This is a genomic window from Hahella sp. HN01 (assembly GCF_018986435.1).
Taxonomy (GTDB): domain Bacteria; phylum Pseudomonadota; class Gammaproteobacteria; order Pseudomonadales; family Oleiphilaceae; genus Hahella.
The window spans coordinates 68,001-86,130 of the sequence record NZ_JAHMIN010000001.1 but is presented as its reverse complement, the minus strand read 5'-3'; the positions used below and the strand labels follow the sequence as shown (position 1 = coordinate 86,130).

Here is an 18,130-nt window from a genome sequence, read left to right as displayed (position 1 = left end):
TAAATCAAAGTGAGGTTAAAGCTATGAGCCAGACATTTATGGATGTAGAGGTGGAGAAAACGCTGGCGGAGTCCGAAGCGTTGATCCGTAAAGCGGAAAATATGCGTGAGCAGGGAGATAAGTTGTTTCAATCCCTGGGAATTCCCCGAGGCAGCGCTCAGAAGATATTGAATCACCCATTGGCTTCCGAAGGGTTCAAGCAGCAGGGAATGGAGCAACTGCAGGAATGGCGGGATGAAATCACCGATATCATGAAGACCGGTAGCCGTACAACCACTCCTATCAAACGCAAAAACTCCAACCGTAATTATCTGGCGATTTAGCTCTTAGCTTTTTCGGTCTTACCTATTTAATACGAGGAAATTGAGATGAGTACACCTCCTGTAACCGGCAACCAACCCTACAATCCATACGAGACCACTACGCCTACTGGCGATCCTAAGAATGCGTCTAAATTCGACGACGCCAACATGGACCCGTTTACTCGAATCATGCTGTTGTCGGAAGAGCGTGTTGCTTTGCTTGATGAACAGGTTAAATCCCAAAGCGAGCGGATGCAGAGTATTAATAGCAAGATTAAGGATTATGGAAGCACCATTTCCAAGGTGAATACTGAAGCAGCGAAGCTAGAGAAAGACGACAGCAAGGTCACCTTGTCGGACGAGATGGTGACGGAACTTAAAGCGAAGGGAGTTGATGTACCCGGTAAAGAGGTTACCAAAGCGCAGCTCAACTCTTTTGCGGAAGACCTGAAACAAAAGCGGGATGGGTTCAACAACGACTCTCAGATGGAAATGATTCGCCTGCAGGGCCTGATCAATAAGCAGCAACAGGCTTATCAGTTGATGACCAACATCCAGAAGAAAGAGCACGACACCATCATGGCGACCATCAATAAGATCAACTGATGGCCTGAGTGTGTACTGAACTCACAGAACTTAATCAGTAAAGGAGATATTTCGTGGCTGAATCAGCACAAGCAATACAACCGGACGCCGACGCCCGCTTTGAGGCGCTCTTGGAGTCGGTGGTGCATGGTCGCGCAACCTTGGGCGAGATCAAGGGGATCACTGACAATGAGTTGGAGGCGGTCTACACGGTGGCGTACAACTTGTATCGACAGAATCGCAACGGGGAGTCGGAAAAGCTGTTCCGTTTCCTGTGCCTGTATGGGCATTTAGACAAGCGGTTCTGGATGGGGTTGGGCGCCTGTCTGCAACAACAGCAGAAGTATGAGGAGGCGGTGCAGGCGTATTCATACATGGCCATTCTGGATGTAGAGAATCCTCATCCCCCTATGCATGCGGCGTTTTGTTATCTGGCTTTGAACGATCTGGAGAAGGCGGAAAGCGGTATTGAAGCAGCGTTGCATTGGGCGGGCGATAAGGAGCAATACTCCCAGGTGCGCGCCAAGGCTGAGCTTTTACGCTCGGTACTGCAACAGAAAAGGGAGGGCCTGGCCAATGGTAAAGGTGGGTGACAATCAACAGTTCAATTATCCGGTTGGAAACCCAGATAATCAGGATGTTCAACTCTCAGGGCAGAAAAAGCTCGGTCCGCTTCCGGTTTCACTGAATGTTCTGGAATCCAAGACCGGTCCCGCGCCAAATGCATTAGGCAAGTCCTTTGCGGCAGACCTGGCGCCGCCGACACTCCTCTCTTCCGATGAACTGGTGGCTTTGTTATTAACGATCAAGTCCAAATCCAGTAACGAGCAGATCGCGGCCTCCCAACAGGATATTGAGCTGAACCGGACCAAGCAAGATCAAAAGCATGCGGATATGAAGGAGCAAATTCAGAAGTCCATCGAAGCCGGCGAGAAAGCCAAAAAAGGCGGTTTGTTCGGCAAGATTTTCGGATGGATAGCTAGTATCGCTGCAGTTGTAATGGCTGTTACCGCTGTGGGGGTGGTTGCAGGCGCAGTCATGTTGGCGCTGGCGGCGGATTCAATGGTGGGTGCGGCCACCGGTCACAGTCTGATGGGCGCGATGACCAAGGGTATAGCCAAGGGGTTGCAGGCCATGGGCATGGACGAGAGTGTCGCCAACATTGTTGCTGGCGTCGTCACCGCGGCTGTAATGGTCGCTGTCTGCGTTGGCGCCAGTATGGCGTCCGCCTCCAAAGCAGGGTCAAGCATAATCTCCAAGTTGGCCTCTTCGACGTCGCAGGTGCAAAAGATTCAGTTGGCTGCGGCGAAAGTGGGAAATATCGCTGCGTTCACTGGTGGAGTAGCCTCTGTTGGCGGCGGAGCGTCTCAGATAACCACTGGTGTATACAAGAAGCAGGCGACCGATGCCCGGGCCAATCAAATGGACATGAAGAAGGAGTTAGCCAAGCTGCAGGCCGCCATGGAGGCGGAGCAGGATCGCTTGAAAGAAGTCATCGCCAAACTGAATGAGGGCGTCAGTCGCATCCTGCAGATCATGGGGAACGACCACAGTACTCGCATGCAGATCAGCAGGAATATGGTATAGGAGACTTTTTTATGAGTGTTAATTCCGTAAACGAAGCGAATACATTCACTTTTACTATTGAGATGGAGGGCTCCGCACCGGTCAAGGGCCCCAAGCAGGAAGCTTCTCTGGTGCTCAGCGACGGTAAGCATGACGTGCCGTTGATGCGTTTCAGTTTCAAGACCTACCAACCGCAATTGGATAGCCCTGACAGCAAAGCAGGAACCCCAAGCAAGCAGTTTGACGGGAAGTTGTTGGATGCTAAAGCGACCCTGGAAGTGGATATCTTCGCCATCATGAGCTTGATTCATGAACTGGCGCAGACACAGAAAAAAGGCGCCCGTGACATTCGTCACGGTGAGTATCAGCAGAAGTGGCAGTCGCTCAAAAACGCGGCCGAGGAACTGCGTGACTCCGCGAGTAAAGAGATGGCGGCGTCGCTGGTGCAGGGCGCCTTTCAGATCGCAGGCGGCGCCGCTTCTTTTAAGTTCTCACTGCAATCGATGAAGTCGACGAGTGAGATTAAGGCGTTGACGAAAAATAAGGAACTTGATTCAGGGCAGTTTCAGTTGAAGATCCAGGAGACGCAGAACCTGACCAGCCTGGGGCAAACAGCCTCTCAGTTCGCAGGTGGATTCGGTACAGTCATTTCTGCTCCGTTGACCTACCAGTCCAAGCAGGATCAGGAAGAGCAGAAGCAATACGAAGCTGAATCCGAGAAGCATTCGGCGAATATCGACGAAGCCAAGGATTTCATTCAGACCATGAAAGAAATCATGGACGACGTGAGATCCAAGCTGTCCGCTATCGCGCAATCCAAGCACGAAACGCGGCAGAAGATATTCTCGTAATGTTGGTTGTATTGCAGTAACAAAAACGGCTGATCTTGATGATCAGCCGTTTTCTCTTAAATTAAGTCGCTACTTTTAGTCCTGGTGCTGCAACTTACAGCGGAATCTGCTCCACATTGCCTAAACGGCCGTCTTTGAACTCCAGTTGGTAAAATATGTCGCTCCAGTCGCCCGGTACGGTAAATCGGTATGCGCTGAGAATATTTCGCGGGTTTTTCTCAAAGATCTGTCTCCCGTTAATGCTCACGGGCAGGCTGTTTTCGAGCTGGTCGCTGCTGGCGCTATAGCGAATTGTTTGCACGTTCGCCCAAATCACCAGTGGGTCATGGTCTGGCAGGGCGCAGCCGATGACGTCGGCGTTGCGTTGGCAATTCAATTGCGGGCGCCCCAGGTTGGCGGCGGTTTGACGTATGATCTGCTCCAGATCAAAGGTGTAGCTGAACTCCCTGGATTCGCCGTTATGGCTGACCCGCACTTTAATCGCATCGCCCTGGGGTGGAACGATGGGAAAGACATTTTGCGCCTGTCCTCCCTGAGAGGTATTGATAAAGCCTTTTCCATCGGAATCGTAGGCGATCTCCAGACTGGGCAGGGCGCCATAACACTGGGCGGCGGACGCTCCCAGGAATAGCTGAAACGATCTTCTATATGCTTCGAATTTAAGCGCGGCGAATGGCGCTTTGGCGGCGTCTGCGCCTCGGGCGCGCAGCGGCGTCCAGCTGGGGTCTTGATGATCGTAACTGTCTGCGTTGTAGCTGACTTTGATATTGAAGGGAATAGGCGCAGCGTCTGCAAAGAGGATATCGCCATACAGTTCAGCGCCGGGTTGCAGTCCGATTATATCAAAAGGCGGTGTGAGGCAAAGCTCGCTGGCGCCGCCCGCTTCCACATCACGACAGTCAAGCGACGTTTGAAATAAGCGCTCCCCTGGCGTGGGCCCAAAAGCCAGCCCGGCCGCCTGGGCGTCGCAGAGTTCTCGCGCATCCACCTTGCAGCCGCCAGGGGAACATTCGAATACTCTATCCGGCCTGTGCTCCAGTTTGCTGGCAAGCCCATTGCGGCGCACGTCGGTCTGAAACTGTTGCAGCCTGTCCTTAAACTTCATGGCGTCAGTCTGCGCACTGTTCACTGTATCGCCGGCGTCGTCGAACATTTTGCTCATATTTTCTCGCAGCGACGCCTGCTGCTGCTCAATGTACTGGCTGGAATTCGGGTCTGGCCTGATCATTAGTTCGTTAACGGCGCTGTAGCGTTTACCGCTGGAACTGGTGGCTTCCACCACAATGCTGACCCGACTGAAGTCGGTCGCTTCACTGATTGATACAAGGGTCAGCTCCATCTGGCAGTTATCCGGCGCCTGCTTCAACACAGCGCCTTCTTTGCCGAGCACCTGCCAGTGGCAGGTCATGCCGCTCAGATGCTGTCGGCGCTCTGCGTCCAGTTTCACCAAGACTTTTTCGCCGGGCTTGATCATTTTTTCGCCGATGATGTCGACACGATAGGAAGGCGAGTCCTCCTGGCGGATGCTGATATCTCCTCCTACATTGCCGCCGACCATGACGTTATTGTCGCCGCTGTTGTGCTGACTGGCGGTCGGGTCGCGGCTGATGCTGTAGATGATCGTCACAACGCCGGCGAGGATAGAGACGACGGTGGCGAACAATTTGATGGTTTTTGATCCAGAGAGAAACGAATGTGGTTCCGTGGGCGAGGGCTTCGACATAATCACTCCTTCCTGTTTTAGGTGAGTCGCCAGTCCTGGGTGGGGTTGCAAACGTGATTACAGCGATGAGATCAGAGTTCGATTATAAGGGAAGTGATAGACTGTTTTGTATGCGCAACGACTAAGCTTTGGTTTAGGCTGAGGGTTTAGAAAGGAGCTTATCGTTTAGTTATGCGGCCGACCGCAAAGAGGCGGTCGGCCTGCTTGAAGGGAAAAGGTGGGCGGCTATAGTTGTTGCACGTAACGGATGGCGTCTCGCTCGTTGGAGGTGGTCCAGCCGTCTTCCAATATCGCCGTTAGCAAGTTGCGCAGTGGCGTATGCGCTTTCAGGCTGCTTTTGATGATGGGCGTCGACCGGCGCACTCGGTTGACGTAAAGCAACGCCACGTCGTCCGCATCCGAGTTATACGCCCAGTCCAGTTCTTTGAAGACGCTGTAGACTTTGTCCATTTCGTAGCTGCACTTTTCCACCAGATCGCGGGCGATGGCTTCCTCGTCGGTGTTGAACATCTGCGTGTGTTTGTCCAGAAAGGTTTTCACGAACGGATCGTTGGAAGCGGCGACTTCAATGTAGGCTTCGTCTGCAACAATGGAACCCAGAACGCCGCCCACCACTGCGCCAATGGCGACGCCCACCGGGCCGGCCCATAATCCCGCTACCGCGCCTCCCGCTGCGCCGCCGGCGAATCCGCCGCCCAGATTGGCCGCTTCTCTGCCTGTCGCCCGGGCTTTGTCCTCGGCGGAGGCGATGTTGTAGATGGCGATGCCGGCGCTTAACAACCAGAGGGCGCGACCGGCTTTACCCAGGCGAATGGCTTTCGCCGAAACCTTGGGGTTCGCTCTGCCGGAACTTTCCACAATCTGTAGAAAGACGTGGTCCTGGTCCGCTTTGCTCAGTTGCGAGAAGGATTTGCTGAACAGACGCTTGGCGTACTTGTCGCACAACACATCTAAATCCAGGCCTTTCGCTTTGAGGGCGCGGGCTTTGGCGCGTCCGATATCGCTGGACTTGGTTCTGGCCCACTCCATGATTTCATTACGCATCTGATTGGCGGCTTGCGCCGCTTCACTGGGGCTCATCTGACGACTGTTGACGAGGTCTTTCAACGATTCCGCGTAGGCTTTGGTTTTCTCCATGTACATCCGGCGGACGTTGCTGTCTTGAATAAAGCGTTGCCCGAAATTGACCGCCTGGATTTCAAACTGCCTGATGGCTTCATGCGCGCTGTTATTGTTGGATTGATTGTCCGGCATACTAGGTTCCTTTTAGTCGCTTTTAGTAATGATTATCTGCGTGCGTCGGAAAAACTTATCGGAGCGCTGAACTCCAGGAACCGCCTCGGCTTTCCACATAAAACGCGGTTCCAGCAACCATTCCGCCCGGATCTTGAGGCCCGGCCAGAAGATGAAATCGATGTGATTGGCGCGTGCGTCAATAAATTGAAATACGCCCCCAGTGTATTCGGCGGAGAGCGTGACCTCTTCTTTCACCTGACCGCTATCATCTAGGTGTTGTATATGCAGCGTTTCTTCGTAGGGGCAGTCTTCGCTGAAGAAGGCCAGATATTCCTGGTCCCGGGTGAAATGCGCTTCGTAGACGAGGCCTTCCGGCGTCGGAAAGGGAAAAGTCGCCTTGTCTGCGAGGGCGAGGGCGTTGGTTTCTTCTCTGATCGGGGCAGTCATACGCTTTATGCTCGTGATGTGAGTTCAGTCCTTTAGCTCTTTGCAAAGCGTTCGCCGCTCCACCATAGCGTGGCGGGGAAGGGTTAGGCAAGTTTTTGATGACGCCCATGGAATCGGCGTTGAGGAGGCATTGAGCGCACGATGAAAACAGGCGGCCATCGTGCGCGAAAGGCGGCTATTTCATGCCAATGGACTTCAAGAACTCGTCTTCCGTCATTCTTGGATGATCCCCGACGAAGGCATAGCCCGCGGGTTTGTGGTCAATATAAATCTCGCCCGCCATTTTGAACTGCGACTGATCATCGAACAGACCGCTCCAGAGATATTTTTCGCCTGTTGGCTTCAGGTGGTAGTACAGGTTGGTTCCGCAATGTTTGCAGAACGCCCGCTGCGCCCATTCCGATGAATCGTAAGCAGTGATGCTGTCTTCGCCTTCAAATACGGCTTCCTGCGCGGAGATCGCCATGGACGGACCGCCATTCCAGCGCCGGCACATGCCGCAGTGGCAGGCATGGTATTCAGGATTGACGTTTTTCGCGGCCACTTTCACTGCGCCACACAGGCATTGGCCGGTTAATGGCCCGGCGATAGTCTTGCTTTCGCTCATGTAGTATCCCTCTGACTTTTTACTTGGTTTTATCGTATGTTTCGCAACGGCTATAGTTTCGTCACAGCTTTAATCTCGACACGACAATACTACCTGTCTGCTACTGACAGCATTGTGTCAGGAGCTGGCGGCCAGATTACAATTTTCCGCCGTGAAGAACAAAAGCGAGCCGCAATCCCTTTTTCTTTATCAACCGCAATGAGAGTTCCAGTCATGACTGAGCGTGTGAAATGTCAAAACCTGTCGTGCGACTATATGATCCTGCCCGGCGCCGCTGAGCGCACAGGTGGTTTGTGCATGCCCTGCGCCTTAGAGCAGGAGCGGGAAGCGAAGAGAGAGTACATACGCAAACACAGCAAAGTTATTGACCCTTACGCAGGCCTGACTGACAGGGTTGATATCATAAAGGCGTATCACCTCCCTGCGCCTGGGGACCCCTTAATTACTTTCACCCCGTTTCCAGGGGCTATCGATAAGGTTTATCAGGCGTTGACGGGAGATGAAGCGCAACGCTTGGCGGAATATGCCGCCGAGCAGCTTGAGACCGATGAAGACGATAGCGCAATAGAAATCGCCATGACGCTGGCGGCGTTCACGGATGCGGACCTGGCGGCTGTGCAGAAATGTCTCCTGTCTAGCGAGTGTTATGAGCCAGCCATACTATTTCGCGGCGCGAGCGAAGAGGTGGTCAACCTTTTGGTAGAACGCTTGGGAGCAGACCCTGATCTGGACGGCCGTATTCTTGAAGCCCTTGCGTGGAGTGAGGACAGAAGGATTGCGACCTATATTGCGCAATGGACGCAACAGCCGCCGGATTGGGCGTCGCGTCTGAATGTACCGGTGATTAATTATATGGCTGAAGCGGGCTGGACGTTGGATTGTCATCATCAGCCGCGAAAACTCTACTTGGATGCCTGCTACGCGCTAGCGCCCAGCGATACTGAAACGAGCGAAGCCATTCGCGTAGGCGGTATTGATGCGTCAATCTGCCCTTGGTGCGAAGGCGAACTCACGCGTTTATTTGATCTCAATCTTAAAGACCCGAGGTTGGCGCTTTTCCCCTGGCGGAGTAACCGTCTGGTTCTGTCGACCTGCCTGCTTTGCGCCTGTTTTGCTGAGGCGATCTACATGCATCATGACCAGGAGGGAGAGCCTGTTTGGTCGTCGCACAGCAAAAAGTCAATCTATTCTCCTGACTACTCTGAGATAGTGGAACCGCTCGCCACGCTCAATTGGAAGCTGTCCTACCAGCCGAGGAAAGCCCGCTTCGCCGCCGTTCCCTTCGTCCCCACAACATTCTCGCAGATCGGCGGTATGCCCACCTGGGAACAACGCGCGGCGTATCCTGACTGTCCCGAATGTCCCGAATGTCACGAAGTCATGACGTTCATTGGTCAGTTGAACATGGCGGAGGTGACTGAGTTTGGAGAGGGAACCTACTACGCCTTTCTGTGCCCAGGATGCCGTATCTCGGCGACAAACTATCAGCAGACGTGAGGTAGAGAGGGAAAGGTCTGGTTATTTATCTGCTAGCGGCTTGGGGGAGTCAGTGGGTTCCACTGCCTGGCGTGACTTGTTTCTAGCGTTATTGACCGCCGTACTCAACGGATAATACACCCAGTTAGTCAGTTCCCGCGGCGCCAGCATCGGGCGGATATCAACTAATGGCGTGTTGGCATTCAGCCAGGCGTTAAATTGATCTGGCGTTAGTAGCACGGGCATGCGGTGGTGTAATGCCTGTAAAGAGGGGGAGGCCTCGGTGGTGATGATGGCGCAGGATTCGAGATAAGCGTCGCCTTTGCTCCAGATATCCCAAATGCCGCCAAAAAAGCAGCGCCCAGACTCTGGCTTGATGTAATAAGGCTGTTTGACGCCGTTTTCCAGCTTCCACTCGATAAAGCCGCTGGCGGGAATAATGGCGCGGCGGCGCTGGAATGAAGTTTTGAAGGCCTTGCTGGTTTCAATGGTCTCCGCTTTGGCGTTGAACATGTTGTACTTGGCGGTTGGCTCCGGCGCCCAGCTTGGCGTCAGCCACTAGCGCATGCCCCTGAAAAAATTCTTCAGCTCTTCCTGCACCGCCACCATCACTTCTTCCGTGGGGGCGATATTGAACAAATCATCCTGGTAAAAATGCGACTTCAATCCGGTGGTGTCGAATCCGAGCGAGTCCATCAGGGCGATCACGACAGGGGAGTCAGTGACGTTGAATCTTCCACACATAGCAGCCTCGGCGTAATGGCGGAGCCTATGGCAAGTGTAGACTGTAATTCTGTGATGATTGCGTAAGTCTGGATGGAGATGACGTGATCGTAACAAACAACATGCAGGATATAAGCCGATTTATGTCAAATATGCGAAAACAGTGGAAATTCCCTCTTGGTAATATGACGGGCTGGCGCTTATAGTTATCCCTGCCTGTTTACCACTGGTGAGCTAGTTAAGTTTGCCGTAGCTTGATTCTCCAGAGTATTGCCATGCTTGAGCCATTAAAAATTCTTAGGGAAATATTTCAGGAGGCTGCTGATTTACACGCCGCCAAAGACCTGTCTGAACTGATTGTCGACCGTGTGCAGTCCGCCATGCGGGCGGATGTATGCAGTATTTATTTGTTGGATGAAACCTCCCAGGAATTGGTGTTGATGGCGACTCGGGGGTTGGACCCTGAATCCGTGGGACGCGTGCGTCTGCCTGTCGGGCAGGGGCTGGTCGGTTATATCGCGCAGCATCAGTCACTGATGAACGTGGACAGCGCGGAAAAGCACCCTAACTTCAAATATTTCCCGGAAACCCGCGAAGAACGCTTCTCAGCTTTTCTGGGCGCGCCGATTATCAACTTCCGCAAGAATATCGGCGTGATCGCGGTGCAAAAGAAAGAAGCCGCGTACTTCAGCGATGAGCAGGAAGCGTTCGTCGTGACGATCGCCGCCCAATTGGCCGGCCCATTGAGCCAATGGGTGCAGCAGGACGGCGTGTTTGACCGCGAAGTATGCCGTGATAAGTTCAAGGCGAATCTGAAATTCCGTGGCGTCAAAGGCGCCGCGGGAATGGCGATTGGACGCGTGCACTGGATCGGCAAAGGCCATGACCTGGCGTCAGCGCCGGATCGGGAAGGCAAAGACGCGGAGCTGGAAATCGCCCGTTTCAGCAAGGCTTTGGAGCTGGCGAAAGAGGAACTGAACGCCAGCGGCGAGCGTATGGCGGGCACGCTGCCAAAAGATGTGCTGGCGCTGTTTGGCGTGTATCGCATGATCCTGGAAGATCAGGAACTGACTACCGAAACTGTCAATCACATCCACTCGGGGTTATGCGCCTCTTCCGCTTTGCGTAAGACCGTCGAAGCGCACGCCCGTGTATTCGAGAAAATGGATGACGCCTATTTGCGCGCCAAGGCGGACGATATCCGTCATATCGGCAATCGCATTTACGCCAATCTGCGTGGCGTCGACAGCCCTGACGTCATTGCTGTCAGCGAACCCACTATTATCGTCGGAAACAACCTCAGCATTACTGATGTCGCCCAGTTTCCGCCGGAATATCTGGCGGGGCTGGTGTGCACCAGCGGCTCCTCCTTGTCGCACATCGCCATACTGGCGAATGCGCTGGGGATTCCCGCCGTCATGGGAATCGGCGACATCAAACCCGCACTGATCGAAAACGCGGAAGCAGTGGTGGACGGCTATCGGGCCGTGGTGGTGTTCAACCCGGTGGACGCCCTGCGCAAAGAATTCAAACGTCTGGCCAAGCAAGAGAAGAAGCTGATCAAAGGGCTGGACGAGCTGCGCGATCTGCCGGCGCAAACCCCCGATGGCTTCCGCGTCAAACTGTTCGCCAATACGGGGCTGCTGGCGGATATTTCGCCAGGACTGTTACGCGGCGCGGAAGGCGTGGGCCTGTATCGCTCGGAAATACCATTTATGGTGCACGAGTCCTTCCCCTCGGAAGAAGAACAGGTGCAGATCTACCGCAAAGTTCTGGAAGCCTATGCGCCGAGACCTGTGTACATGCGCACTCTGGATATCGGCGGCGATAAAAATCTGCCTTATTTCAGCTTTACGGAAGAGAACCCGTTTCTGGGATGGCGGGGGATACGCTTTACGCTGGATAACACCGGTATCTTCATCAGCCAGATTCGCGCCATGTTGAAAGCCGGGCGTTACCTCGGCAACCTGAAAATCCTGTTGCCGATGGTCAGCCGTCTGGATGAAATCGAAAGCTTCAGAAGCCTGCTGCGAGAGGCGATCGGTCAGCTCAGGGAAGCTGGCGTAGATGTCGATGAGCCGCAAGTCGGCGCGATGATTGAAGTGCCCTCGGCCATGGTGCTGTTGGAGGACCTGACGCAGATGGTGGATTTCTTCTCCATCGGCAGTAATGACTTCACTCAGTACATGTTGGCGGTGGACCGTAACAACGCCAAAGTGTCTGACCTCTACGACTGGTTGAACCCGGCGGTGTTGCGTTCCATTGGCCGTGTGGTGAAAGTGGCGAAGAAGCATGGCGTTCCCGTCAGCGTGTGCGGCGAAATGGCGTCAGACCCTGCGGCGGTATTGCTGCTGCTGGGTATGGGAGTGGAGATGCTCAGCCTGTCTGCTTACAACCTGCCGAAAACCAAGTGGGTCATTCGCTCTGTCTCGCATCAGACGGCGGAGAAACTCTGGAAAAAAGCCTCGCGTATGCGCAATGAGAAAGAGATTCGCGCCATGCTGAACGAAGTGCTGGATCAGCATGGACTGGGCGGATTGATTCGTGCGGGGTCGCAGTAGCCCGGTCAAACCCGGCGCTAGGCGATATTCCGCCTGAGCCCCATGGCGGAGGGCCTCGTTCCAGGGGCTTTCCGCCAAGTATTATTCACCCAAACAGGTGATTTCAAGACACTCCCTTCCTTGCATAATTCCCGAAGTCCGTTGCGGTTTTAGTTTGCGCTTTGCGGAAAACGCAGATAGAACGCGGCGACGCTGAAGCGTTAACGGACCGCGGTAGCCGCTGCGGCGGCGACAATTTCCTCAAACACTTCCGTCATGTAAGACATAGTAGAAAAGCATGTTGCGCAAGACTCTATATCGGGCCACGTTGGCGCTTTGTTTTATTATGCTGGCGATGGCTATTTGGTTATGGATGCATCGTTCTATGGAGCTTGAATTCAATCGCCCCGGATTGCTGTCTGGAATCACCCCTAATGCGCCGCCAGCGCTGTATGACGCGCAGGCGGGACAAGGCCCGCAACAAATACGTGACATGGATTAGATAGCGTGAAAGCAAAGCTTGCTTGTTAGGAGGCTGATGTATATATCTAAAGCCCATGGACGAAAAACTGATACAACAAGAATTACAACGCGGTTTTAAGTGGCTTAAGTTCGCCCCTCCTGTGGAGGAGGCTTATCGCGCGTTCCACAATCAGCGAGTGCAGGCGCGTTTGCCGTTGGTGCATGCGACGGCGCTGGCGTTCATCATCATCTATTCTTTGCTGGACTATTATCTGTTCCCTCAGCAGATCGCCAGCTGGACCATTCCTATTCGCCTGTTTCTGGTGTGTCCGATTATCGCCCTGGCGTTATACGCGGGCATGCATTCCTGGCCCCGGCGCTGGTTTATGCCGCTTTATAACGGCACCTATGCGCTGGGCGGTCTGAGTGTGGTGGCGATTATCTGGATTGCGCATTCGCAGAATGTCATGGTGCCCTACGACGGCCTGTTCCTGGTGCTGATCTACGGCTACTTTCTCATGGCGATTCCTTTCTACGTCGCCACAGCGATTTCCACTTTGATCTACGGCGCCTATCTGTTGGTGGAGCTGGATGTCGGCATGGACGCTACGACGCTGGGGTTCAACGCCTTTTTTCTGTTCGGCGCCAACTTGATCGGGGCCGTGGGTTCGTATATTCAGGAGCACGCGCAACGGACGCTGTTTCTGAATCTGCAATTGGTCAAAATCGCCCAGCGTGGGGCGGAGCGCGCCAATCGATCCAAGACCCGTTTTCTGGCTGCGGCCAGCCACGACTTACGTCAGCCCCTGAACGCCATGAGCATGTTGGCGGAAAGTCTGTCCGCAAAGATGGATCGTAATTCGGAAGAGGGGGTTATTGTCGGCAAGTTGCGCCGCTCTCTCAGTCAGTTGAGCGATCTGTTCAAGTCGCTGCTGGACATGTCTCAGCTCAGCATGGGCGTGGTTAAACCCAACCCCCGTCACTTCTATCTGCATGAGCTGGTGCGTCGGGTGGCGATGGAGTTTGACGCCATAGACATCCCTTCAACCCGTCCGGAACGTATTGAAACGGAATGTGACGAGGAGCTGGTCGCTTATTCCGATCCTATTTTGCTGGAGCGCATGCTGCGCAACCTGATCACGAATGCGCTGCAGCACGCCGACGCGAAAGCGATCCGGGTGAACTGCCGCCGGCTCAATAATGTGCTTGAAATCCATGTGGTTGACGATGGCGTCGGCATTCCCTCCAGAGACATCAAGCGCATATTTAAAGAGTTTCAACAGGGCGGCGATGAGGAAGGCAGACCCCGTACGGGCATTGGTCTGGGGTTAGCCATAGTGCGGCAGCTGGCGGGATTGCTGGGCGGCGCGTTGTCGGTGAAGTCTTCTCCAGGCTCTGGCGCGGATTTCAGTTTCACGATTGCGTGCGGGCGCGCCAACCTGGTGGCGCCGCAACCGGAAGCCTATCCGGAAACCCGTACCCTGAGCGGCATGTCTGTGTGGCTGGTGGAAGACGATCAACCCAGTCGGGAAGCCATGCGGCAGCTATTGGACGCCTGGGGCGTGCAGGTGGCGGCGTTCGCTGACGCCAAAACAGCGATGGGCAGACTGCATGACGAGACGCCGGATATGATTTTGTCGGATTATCGCCTGGGCGGCGCCATTTCCGGGCTGGACGTGGTGCTGTCGTTGCGCCGCCAAAGCGGACGCGACATTCCCGCGGTGATAATTTCCGCCGATGTGGAAATGCTGCAGGTGGAGGCCGGACGTTATCCCAGCATTATTTTCGTCGCCAAACCGGTCACCCCGGCGCGCTTATATCTGATCCTGAGCAGAGAGTCCGCTCGCGCAGTAGTTGAAAGCGCCGCTGAATAAACCTGGTCAGGCGTCCACCAGATGCAGTCGCGTGGCCACGCTGACGCACTCCGTTCGGTTGTGCACATTCAGGTGCATGAACAACGCCTTCAAGTGTGACTTCACCGTGTCTTCCGTCAGACTCAGCTCCGAGCAGATTCTCTTGTTCGGCAACCCTTTGGCCAGCAGTTGCAGCACTTCCATTTGTCGGGGAGTGATGGAGTCCAGCCGTAGCTGGCTGTCCTGAACCGGCGCCTGATTGCGATGGGTGTAGAAGTCGGGGACGTACTGTTTGCCATTGAGAATCTGGCGAATCGCCAGATTGATCTCCATGGCGCTGGAGGATTTACTGATAAACCCGATGGCTCCGCTGCGCAGAGACAACTCCACATCTTCGATATCTTCGGAGGCGGACAGAATGGCCACGGGGATATAAATGCGCTTGCACGTCAGGTAGCGGAGAAACTTGAATCCGCGGCCGTCGGGCAAAGAAAGATCCAGTAGTATCAGGTCAAAACTTTGATCGGTATCCAGCAAGGTCTGCGCCGCCTGACAGTTGAAGGCGTTCACCAGATCAATGGGAACCTGTTGGGCGGTGAGGGCGACACGCAGGCCGTCGATAACGAGCTGGTGATCGTCAACCACCAATACCCGTAAATGATTCGGTACAAAAACCGCTGAAGAGGCGCTTATGCTCACGTTGACTCTCCCTGCGCCGTTCGGCGCCGTTTCTTTTTGTTATAAACCAAAAATTATACGCCGATAGAAACGCTGAACAGTGAACGATTGCTAGTTTTTGGGAACAGAATGGGATGCGGAAGGATTGCAATTAAGCGCGTCTACTTGTGAGGGGCTTAATGAGGGCGAGGCAGAGGAGCGACGAGATAGAAGAACAATCCCAGGACGCACTCGGGCGCGCCCCGGGATGGCGGGATGCCGTCAGGCGGCGGGGGGCTGCGTGGTCTGTGTTTCGATAGCGACTTGCAGGATGCTCTGACGCAGCTCTGCATTCAGCACCAAACGCGCGTCTTCCGCGATATTGTCGAGATCTTCGTCGTAAACGATATGTCCTTCTTCATCTACCTGAATGATCTCATTACTTTTCAGGTTGTTGATGAAGTTGCGGAACAAGGCTTTATCGAAGAACTCCGGCGCGTTGAGGCCATACAGGATGGACATGCGCTCCGCCATGGATGTGCTCTGTTCCTCCAGCGCATTGGCGGTGATCGCGCCTTTGCCGTGACGACGCAGAATAGCGATGGAGATGTAGTAACGCTCCAGAGTCGGGATGATGGTTTTCGCCAGCGCGTTGAGCAGAACGAATTCCCGGGAGCCGGCCATCGGACGGTACAGGTTGTCTTTGTCCTTCAGCAGCAGGTTGCTTTCGCACAATGTCTCGATCCAGCGCTCGATTTCCGGGTCCACATCGTCCTTGTGCCAGCGCAGGAACAGTTCTGACTTGATGTAGGGGTAGATCGAACTGACCAGCCACACCAGCTTGGTGCGGTCCATGGTGCTGTTGTTCTGGAATAAACTGGCGACCAGTGCGGGCAGCGCCAGGAAGTGCAGAATATTGTTGCGATAGTAGGTCAGCAAAATAGCGCTGGAGCCTTCCAGGCTGATGATGTCGCCCAGCTTTTGATGCTGACGCAGCGCCAGCCCCATGCTTTCAGTGTATTTGACCCAGTCCGCGCCGCAGCCTTCCGGGAAACTCATTTCATTACTGTAAGGGTGCATGCGCAGTAACGAGACCACTGCGTCGCAATGATCCGCCAGCATTTTTTCGTCCATCGCCTGCTTGGGCGTGGCCAGCAGCAGGGTGGCGACGATATTGATGGGGTTGAGCGCTGCTGCGTTATTGATGCGGGTGGCCACCATTTCCGCCAGCTCGTCGATCATGTGCGGCATCCACTTGGGACGCGCTTCCTGATCGTAGGCCTGATCGCGCCAGTGCGGCTGCACTTTGTCGAGCACGTCGGACAGCGCAAAGGGCTCGCCGAAGTTAACGCTGACGCGTCCGAAGGAGTTGCGCAGGTTACGCAGGGATTTGAACAGGCCGAAGATGTTTTCGTCTTTTTTCTTCTTGCCGCGCAGCTCGCCGAGATAAGAGCGCGCTTCCAGGATTTTCTCGTAGCCGATATACACCGGCACAAAGGTGATCGGTTTTTTGTAGTTACGCAGATAGCTGCGCACGGTCATCATCAACATGCCCGCTTTCGGCTGCAAAGTGCGCCCGGTGCGGCTGCGGCCGCCTTCCACGAAATACTCCACCGGGTGGCCACGGGTGAACATGGAGTGCATGTATTCATTGAATACGGCGGTGTACAGCTTGTTGTTCTTGAAGCTGCGACGCATGAAGAAGGCGCCGCCCCGACGCAGAATCGGTCCTACTACCGGCATGTTCAGGTTAATGCCGGCGGCGATATGGGGCACCATCAAACCATTGCGGTACAACACGTAAGAGAGCAATAAGTAGTCGATGTGACTGCGATGACAGGGCACATAGACCACCGCGCTGGACTTGGCGGCCTCTTTCACGGCGTCAATGTTATTGATGTTGACCCCGTTATAAATCTTGTTCCAGACCCAAGTCAGAATGATATCAAGAAAGCGCACTGCAGCAATGGAGACGTTGGAGGCGATTTCGTCCGCGTATTTCCGCGCCCGCTCTTTGGCTTTCTGAGGGGGGATATTTTCTTTCTTGGCGGTTTCCCGAATCGCGTCTTTCACGGCCGGACTGCGAATCAGCGTGGACACCAGGGTGCGACGGTGAGACAGGTCAGGGCCGACCACCGCCTGCCGCATGCGGCGGAAGTGTACGCGCAGCAGACGCGCCAGCTTGCGGTTGGCGCGTTGCGGGTCCTGAGTGTCATCGACGATATAGCGCAGGGAAATCGGCTTGCTGAACTGAATGAAGGTATTGCGCCCGTGAATCATGATGGTCAGGAACTGGCGCAAACGGCCGGCGATGGACCAGGTGTCCGCCAGCATCAGTTTGAACAGGGAGCGCTCTTTCTCCGGCGTGCGGCCCCAGAATAGGGAGACCGGCACGATCTGCACGTCCAGTCCCGGGTCTTTCTGCGCGGCGCTCACCAACTGCTTCAGCCGCTCAGTGATAATCGGCGTATGGCGACGTCGAAACATCTGCCCGCGCTTCTCATATAAAAAGAAGTGGCTGCGCGACAGGACCGCGTCCCGCAAGGTCAGCGGCGCCTGGGAGGAGGGCAGGCCGGCGAGTCGGCACTCCTGCTCCAGCACTAAACGACTGCTGAGCGAGCTGTGCTGCAGAACGTAGACGACGGGCTTTTCCGGGTCCAGTCCCAACTGCTTGGCGTCGTTGCCGATAACATCTGTCCTGACCCATAAAAATAAAATTTTGCGGAGCAGGTTAAAGAAAAAAGAAGTGATTCCGAGCATGTAAAATACCGTTTAGCCCTGGCGAAGTGCCCGCTAGTTTAACGGCTCCGCCATAGACAGGCAAAGCTCGGAAATGCTTGATTTTCAGCGGCTATATTCCGCGAGGATTGGGTTTGCGCAAACTTTCTGCAATGTAATGTAGAAGCGAAATGGGAATCTTGCAAAGCGGGATGTGACTCCTTATTCTTCTTTTTCTTTGCGTCCTCCTGTTGCGGCTTAACTTTCAAACATTTCATTTAACTTCAATCTGTTGTGAGGACTGGATTATTGGCGAATGGAATGTTGCAAGGTGTGTTTTAAACAACTTATGCGCCGCCTCTTTGGCGCTCGTTCCTTTATATA

17 protein-coding genes are annotated in these 18,130 nt (G+C 54.4%); 9 read left to right on the top strand and 8 right to left on the bottom strand.

Annotation, left to right across the window (positions count from 1 at the left end; genetic code table 11):
- The first annotated feature begins 23 nt into the window (after window positions 1-23).
- Genes KP814_RS00370 through KP814_RS00350 form a run of 5 tightly spaced genes read left to right on the top strand, consistent with a single transcriptional unit; the run spans window position 24 to window position 3,304 of the window.
- A complete protein-coding gene (locus tag KP814_RS00370; protein ID WP_216734891.1) occupies window positions 24-323 on the top strand; it encodes a hypothetical protein in 300 nt (99 codons plus the stop codon).
- Between the two features lie 45 nt (window positions 324-368).
- The gene (locus KP814_RS00365) at window positions 369-908 is read left to right on the top strand and encodes a hypothetical protein (RefSeq protein ID WP_216734890.1); all 540 of its coding nucleotides are present in this window, start codon (window positions 369-371) and stop codon (window positions 906-908) included.
- A gap of 53 nt (window positions 909-961) precedes the next feature.
- The gene (locus KP814_RS00360) at window positions 962-1,480 is read left to right on the top strand and encodes a SycD/LcrH family type III secretion system chaperone (protein ID WP_216734889.1); all 519 of its coding nucleotides are present in this window, start codon (window positions 962-964) and stop codon (window positions 1,478-1,480) included.
- On the top strand, window positions 1,464-2,474 hold the full coding sequence (gene sctE, locus KP814_RS00355; RefSeq protein WP_216734888.1) for a type III secretion system translocon subunit SctE: 1,011 nt from the start codon (window positions 1,464-1,466) through the stop codon (window positions 2,472-2,474). The genes KP814_RS00360 and sctE overlap by 17 nt, the downstream gene beginning before the upstream one ends.
- An 11-nt stretch (window positions 2,475-2,485) precedes the next feature.
- Entirely contained in the window at window positions 2,486-3,304 is an 819-nt protein-coding gene (locus KP814_RS00350) for a hypothetical protein (protein WP_216734887.1), read from the top strand.
- Window positions 3,305-3,398: 94 nt separating this feature from the next.
- Here the strand turns inward: KP814_RS00350 and KP814_RS00345 are convergent, their stop codons facing one another.
- From KP814_RS00345 to KP814_RS00330, 4 genes are all read right to left on the bottom strand, one after another.
- Window positions 3,399-5,027 carry a hypothetical protein gene (locus tag KP814_RS00345; protein ID WP_216734886.1) on the bottom strand — a complete coding sequence of 543 codons (1,629 nt, stop codon included), beginning with the start codon at window positions 5,025-5,027 and terminating at the stop codon, window positions 3,399-3,401.
- A 225-nt stretch (window positions 5,028-5,252) separates the two neighbouring features.
- Window positions 5,253-6,281, bottom strand: coding sequence for a hypothetical protein (locus KP814_RS00340; protein WP_216734885.1), 1,029 nt, complete (start codon window positions 6,279-6,281; stop codon window positions 5,253-5,255).
- A 12-nt stretch (window positions 6,282-6,293) separates the two neighbouring features.
- Window positions 6,294-6,710 (bottom strand): hypothetical protein, encoded by a 417-nt coding sequence (locus KP814_RS00335; protein WP_216734884.1) that lies wholly within the window; start codon window positions 6,708-6,710, stop codon window positions 6,294-6,296.
- 175 nt (window positions 6,711-6,885) lie between these two features.
- Window positions 6,886-7,317, bottom strand: a complete 432-nt coding sequence (locus KP814_RS00330) for a GFA family protein (protein WP_216734883.1) — start codon at window positions 7,315-7,317, stop codon at window positions 6,886-6,888.
- Window positions 7,318-7,530: 213 nt separating this feature from the next.
- Between KP814_RS00330 and KP814_RS00325 the strand changes: the two genes are divergently transcribed.
- Window positions 7,531-8,814, top strand: a complete 1,284-nt coding sequence (locus tag KP814_RS00325; RefSeq protein ID WP_216734882.1) for a hypothetical protein — start codon at window positions 7,531-7,533, stop codon at window positions 8,812-8,814.
- A gap of 21 nt (window positions 8,815-8,835) precedes the next feature.
- Here KP814_RS00325 and KP814_RS00320 read toward each other — a convergent pair whose 3' ends face one another.
- On the bottom strand, window positions 8,836-9,348 hold the full coding sequence (locus KP814_RS00320) for an SOS response-associated peptidase (protein ID WP_256445942.1): 513 nt from the start codon (window positions 9,346-9,348) through the stop codon (window positions 8,836-8,838).
- Window positions 9,349-9,351: 3 nt separating this feature from the next.
- Window positions 9,352-9,537 carry an SOS response-associated peptidase gene (locus KP814_RS32630; RefSeq protein ID WP_253938079.1) on the bottom strand — a complete coding sequence of 62 codons (186 nt, stop codon included), beginning with the start codon at window positions 9,535-9,537 and terminating at the stop codon, window positions 9,352-9,354.
- Window positions 9,538-9,791: 254 nt separating this feature from the next.
- Between KP814_RS32630 and ptsP the strand changes: the two genes are divergently transcribed.
- The 3 genes from ptsP to KP814_RS00305 all read left to right on the top strand — a co-directional run bounded on the left by ptsP (window position 9,792) and on the right by KP814_RS00305 (window position 14,392).
- Window positions 9,792-12,077 carry a phosphoenolpyruvate--protein phosphotransferase gene (gene ptsP, locus KP814_RS00315; RefSeq protein ID WP_216734881.1) on the top strand — a complete coding sequence of 762 codons (2,286 nt, stop codon included), beginning with the start codon at window positions 9,792-9,794 and terminating at the stop codon, window positions 12,075-12,077.
- 277 nt (window positions 12,078-12,354) lie between these two features.
- Complete coding sequence (locus tag KP814_RS00310; protein ID WP_216734880.1) at window positions 12,355-12,558, top strand: hypothetical protein; 204 nt, start codon at window positions 12,355-12,357, stop codon at window positions 12,556-12,558.
- Between the two features lie 55 nt (window positions 12,559-12,613).
- Window positions 12,614-14,392 carry a hybrid sensor histidine kinase/response regulator gene (locus KP814_RS00305; protein ID WP_216734879.1) on the top strand — a complete coding sequence of 593 codons (1,779 nt, stop codon included), beginning with the start codon at window positions 12,614-12,616 and terminating at the stop codon, window positions 14,390-14,392.
- Between the two features lie 6 nt (window positions 14,393-14,398).
- On the opposite strand, the gene KP814_RS00300 is transcribed toward KP814_RS00305, so the two are convergent.
- Window positions 14,399-15,070: a response regulator transcription factor gene (locus KP814_RS00300; protein ID WP_216734878.1), complete on the bottom strand. Its 672-nt coding sequence runs from the start codon at window positions 15,068-15,070 to the stop codon at window positions 14,399-14,401.
- 240 nt (window positions 15,071-15,310) lie between these two features.
- Complete coding sequence (gene plsB, locus KP814_RS00295; protein ID WP_216734877.1) at window positions 15,311-17,788, bottom strand: glycerol-3-phosphate 1-O-acyltransferase PlsB; 2,478 nt, start codon at window positions 17,786-17,788, stop codon at window positions 15,311-15,313.
- Between the last annotated feature and the right edge of the window lie 342 nt (window positions 17,789-18,130).